The organism is Paenibacillus sp. 01T422, assembly GCF_056398785.1.
The window spans coordinates 1-5,027 of the sequence record NZ_JBFTQB010000452.1 but is presented as its reverse complement, the minus strand read 5'-3'; the positions used below and the strand labels follow the sequence as shown (position 1 = coordinate 5,027).

At 50.4% G+C, this 5,027-nt stretch carries 6 protein-coding genes; all 6 read left to right on the top strand.

The features are described 5' to 3' along the window. Positions 1-754, top strand: a 754-nt coding sequence (locus AC1DUA_RS22875; protein ID WP_477501965.1) for an amidohydrolase family protein, incomplete at its 5' end; no start/stop codon positions are given. Between the two features lie 8 nt (positions 755-762). After that, complete coding sequence (gene wrbA / locus AC1DUA_RS22870) at positions 763-1,470, top strand: NAD(P)H:quinone oxidoreductase (protein WP_477501964.1); 708 nt, start codon at positions 763-765, stop codon at positions 1,468-1,470. A gap of 102 nt (positions 1,471-1,572) precedes the next feature. Then, positions 1,573-2,385: a creatininase family protein gene (locus AC1DUA_RS22865; protein ID WP_477501963.1), complete on the top strand. Its 813-nt coding sequence runs from the start codon at positions 1,573-1,575 to the stop codon at positions 2,383-2,385. Between the two features lie 39 nt (positions 2,386-2,424). Next, positions 2,425-3,228 carry an ABC transporter ATP-binding protein gene (locus AC1DUA_RS22860; protein WP_477501962.1) on the top strand — a complete coding sequence of 268 codons (804 nt, stop codon included), beginning with the start codon at positions 2,425-2,427 and terminating at the stop codon, positions 3,226-3,228. An 18-nt stretch (positions 3,229-3,246) separates the two neighbouring features. After that, the gene (locus tag AC1DUA_RS22855; protein ID WP_477501961.1) at positions 3,247-4,584 is read left to right on the top strand and encodes an FAD-binding oxidoreductase; all 1,338 of its coding nucleotides are present in this window, start codon (positions 3,247-3,249) and stop codon (positions 4,582-4,584) included. 19 nt (positions 4,585-4,603) lie between these two features. Next, the coding region (locus tag AC1DUA_RS22850; RefSeq protein WP_477501960.1) for an ABC transporter permease at positions 4,604-5,027 on the top strand (424 nt) is incomplete at its 3' end.

The following is a 5,027-nucleotide window of genomic DNA, read 5'->3' as shown; positions in this document are numbered from 1 at the left end:
ATCCATGACCCCGAAAGAAGATATTGATTATGTATTCAAATTAGCAGAGAAATACAACGTGCCGATTGATCTTCATTGTGACGAAACCGACAATCCGGCTACCCGCACGATTGAGCACATCGCCTACCGAACGAAGGCGGAAGGTTACGAAGGACGAGTGACTGTTGATCATTTATGCGCCCTGGCTTCAATGATCGATCAAGATGCGCACAGCATCATCACTCAGATGGCGGATGCAGGGCTCAAAGCCGTTTCCTTGCCTGCGGTAAATCTGTATTTGCAGGGAAGACATGACAGCTTTCCGGTTCGGCGTGGGGTTACCAGACTGAAAGAAATATGGGAAGCGGGCATTCCTATTGCGGTAGCTTCTGATAATATTCACGATCCGTTTCATCCATTCGGGCGAGGCGATTTGCTGCAAATGGCTTTAATCGGCTCCTACGCTGCACATATGGGAAGGCCTGACGATCTTCGCAATTTGCTGCGCATGATTACGGATGTCCCGGCTAAGGTGTTGGGACTTACCGATGATGCCATTAAGTCAGGTAATGAAGCGAACTTTGTTATCATTGATGGCGGTACGCCGGAAGAGATCTTCACCATGCTGCCGGAACGACGCTGGGTGTATTGCGGAGGAAAGTGGGTACGCATGGCGGCAGCCAAAACCAAATGGCAGGACAACACGTTAGCTCACTACTGGGACGAGGCAGCACGGATGGTTTCCTTCCATAAACATGAATTCGCGAAAGGGTGAAGTTGACGGTGGCCAACCTACTCGTTATTTATTACAGCGCATTCGGTCATGTCTTCCAGATGGCACAAGCTGTTGCCAATGGAGCCAGCCAATCAGGAGCGCATCAGGTAAAGATCGTACGCATTCCCGAAATGGCCGCTCCCCAGAATCGTGTCATCCAGCCAGAGAAGGAGAGGCCGGCAAGCAGCAAAGGCTTATCTAATCAATTCCGACTGACTGATCGCTATAGTAAATATGAAGCAGCAGGTGCGTTACAGGAGAGTATTCCCTTTGCAAGCAATGACGATTTAAGGTGGGCAGACGGTATACTGTGGGGGTTTCCTACGTACTATGGCACGATGCCTGCTCAAGTCAAGCTGTTCCTAGAAATGGCTGGAGAGCTATGTGTTGAAGGGGCTTTGGAAGGGAAGCCAACGGGCATTTTTAACTCGACGGCTTCTATCCATACCGGCCATGAGGCAGCAATTTTGACCGCCATGGTGCCTTTATTTCACTTCGGCATGATTTTCGTGGGACTTCCGTACTCCGAAAATCCAGAATATTTAACAGCGGACGCGATTGGCTGCTCGCCTTATGGCGCCTCTACCTTGGCAGGTCCAGATAGCTCATTGTCTCCCGATCCAAGGGAGCTGCTGATGGCCGCTCGGTTAGGGGAGCGGGTTGCGGAAGTTGCCGCAGCCTTGCAGCTTTTCCGGTCAAAAGAGGCTTCCGATTGAACGATGTTACATTGAAAGTTAGGATCCACTCTTGTCAATGAGACTGGGTCTTTTTTCATACAGGTGAATAATAAACCATACTACGTAGAGGAGGCGCTCATTGTGACATTCAGTCGCTATACAGGTAAAGCATGGGATCGCCACTTTTTTCCCCGGTTAAGTAAGCTAGAGGTAGCGCAAATTCCCAAAGATGACGCATTGATTGTTCTGCCGGTAGGTGCGATTGAGCAGCATGGTCCACATATGCCGGTGTTTACGGACACGTTAATCTCCGAGGTACTGCTGACAGAAGCGTTCCAGCAGCTCCCGGATGATGTGAATATTTGGCTGCTTCCGGCTATCCCCTATGGCAAAAGTACCGAGCATCTCGGCCATCCCGGAACGATCACGTTATCCGCAACCACGTTGATGGCTGTCGTAATGGATATTGCCAAAAGCCTTACTAGAAGCGGCTTTCAAAAATATGCTCTGGTGAATACGCATGGCGGCAACACGGATCTGCTCAATATGATGGCCCGTGAAATTCGTATTGAGACTGGCTTGGCTGTCTTCCGGTTAGACCCTGGCGGACTTGGCGGTGCAGATGAGTGGATTACTCCGCTGGAGAAGCAGGCAGGTATTCATGCGGGTGATATGGAAACGTCGCTAGTGATGTCGGCAATGCCTCATTGGGTGCACATGGAAACAGCGCCTACGGAGTTTCCAAATTACCCGGATTCCCGTTATTTAGGACTGCGTAATCGTGCTTTTGCCTGGGTGATGGACGATTTATCCCACTCCGGCATATCTGGGGACGCTACGCAAGCCTCGGTTCAAAAAGGCGAAGCGATGAAGGTTACCTATGGTGCGATGATCGCCGAGGCGCTGCTCGAATTTCAGGCTTTTGACATGAAGTCACTCAAAAAGTACCTATAGATAAGCCGAATCCAAAAACAAGTCTGGGAGATGATCGATATGGCCATGAATTCCACCGTCGTCCACGATCCAAGCAAGCTCGGAACTAGTCCTACATTTGTAAGTATGGAAAAGCTGTCCAAAACGTACCCGAACGGAACGATTGCCTTGCAGGATGTGAATTTAGCCATCCAAGAAGGGGAGTTCTTATGCTTCGTGGGCCCTTCTGGCTGTGGGAAATCTACGATTTTCAAAATGATTACTGGGCTTGCCAAGCCGAGCAGCGGCACGCTGGACGTATTTGGGACGACACCGAAGGAAGCGCGTAAGCAAAGCGATATCGCCTTCGTCTTTCAGGATCATACGCTGCTGCCTTGGTCTACGGTGGAAGCAAATGTTAGATTGCCGCTGGAGTTGCGAGGGGTGGACAAGAAGACGCAAAAAGAAGAGGCTCAGCGCGTACTGGAGCTTGTCGGCTTGAAGGATTATATGAAGGTGCTGCCAAGGCAGCTTTCCGGTGGTATGAAAATGCGCGTCTCGATCGCGCGAGCGCTAATCTCCAGGCCTAAGCTGCTGCTCATGGATGAGCCGTTCGGCGCTTTGGACGAAATTACCCGTCAAACGCTGCAGATGGAGCTGCTCAATATTTGGCAGCAGGATAAATCCATGACCGTGCTGTTCGTAACGCACAATGTGTTTGAATCGGTGTTTTTATCCACAAGTGTTGTTGTGATGACACCACGTCCTGGTAAAATATCGGCACGACTGGATATTCCGGTTCCGTATCCACGAGATGAAAGCTTCCGAACGGCGGCGCAGTTCAGCGATTTGGTGCGGGAAGTATCCGCAGCGTTAGAGCATTAAGACGGGAGGATGAGGCAGATGGCGGTGCAAATGAACTGGGAGCAAATCATGCAGGAACGGCTCGGAGATGAGATCGTGCGTGTGGATGGCGAAACGAGAGAAAAACTTTCCAAGGATTATTACTGGTATTCTCCTGTCCTTAATCGGCAATTGCAGCATATGAAAGCAGCGGATGTCGTTGCTATACCTCGATCTGAGGCTGAGGTGGCTGAAATAATAACCTTCGGTTATCAGCACAATATTCCAGTAACGGTTCGTGGAGCTGGAACAGGCAATTACGGCCAGGCAGTTCCCCTGCAGGGCGGGATTGTTCTTGATCTAAGCCGCATGGATGAAATTCTCGAAATCGGGGAGGGCTATGCAAGGCTTCAATGTGGAGTGCGACTGGGTGTCATTGATAAAAAGGCACGTGAGGTCGGGCAGGAGATTCGTATCTATCCGAGTACTTATGTCAAAGCAACGGTGGGCGGATTCGTTAGCGGGGGTTCCGGGGGAATAGGTTCTATCACCCATGGCAATCTGTGGGATGGCAACGTGCTTGAAGCTGTAATCTATACAATGGAAGAGATGCCGCAGCGCCTGGTGATCCAAGGTCGTGATTTATATAATTATATTCACAATTATGGGACGACCGGCATCTTAACAGAGGTGACGATCCCGCTTTCCCCGCGCACCGAATGGGCTCAGGTTATCGTAAGCTTCGATACACTGCAGGAGTCAATGAGGTTCGGGGAGGCCTTGGCGAGAGAGGAAGCGATTCCGAAGCGTCTTATTGCGCCGATGGAATGGCCGATTCCGTCCTATTTTGTGCCATTTGCCAAGGTCATCAATGCTGGCAAGGCAGCTGTTATGCTTGAGATTGCGGAGGAAAGCATGGACTCCGTTGAAGCTTTGGTTGATAGCTATGGCGGACACATCGACCATTTCATTGAAGCCAAGCAATATCGCAAAACGATTGGTGTGTCGGATTTTACATGGAATCATACAACACTATGGGCAATGAAGACGGACTCCGCTATGACCTATTTGCAGGCAGGCTTTGAATTGGATCGCTATGCGGAACAAATCGAGCTTCTCAAAGCGAAGTGGGGCGACGAAGTTTACCTGCATTTCGAGTGGGTGCGAAGCGGTGGAGAGCTCGCGCTCAATGCGCTTCCACTCGTTCGCTTTCAGAGCGAAGAACGTTTGTACGAGATCGTTGCTTTTTGTGAATCCATCGGGGTCAAAATCTTCGATCCTCACACCTGGGTGCTCGAACAAGGCGGACGGGGTGAAGTTGGCAGCATGGCACGCAAGAAACGCGAGAATGACCCCAGAGGACTTCTGAATCCAGGCAAGATCAAGTATGAGCCTTAAATGAAGGGAGACACGACAAATGGCTGTTGATTCTAACTATCTGAAAATGCTGCCCGACGAAATATTTCCTGCCCGTGAGCGAGCAGCTTGGGCGAATCGACTCGATGAAGGGGTCTCGCCGGGCTATCGTTTCCTCATGCTGCTTAAGCATCTGCTGCCTCCCTTGGTTGCCTTTGTCGTATTCATTGGGGGCTGGGAATTCATTGCTTATTTAGCCAAGGCGCCTGTTTATTTGGTACCTAAACCTTCTGACATCGTGGCTGCTGCCTTGGAAAATAAACATGCGTTATGGGTGTCTGTCTCCACGACGACGCTTGAAGCTGTGCTCGGATTTTTCCTCAGTATCATCATGGGGGTAGCTGGTGCCATTCTGCTTGCCAGTTCCAAGTGGATTGAGAAAAGCGTGTATCCGTACGCCATTATTTTGCAAACCATTCCGATCG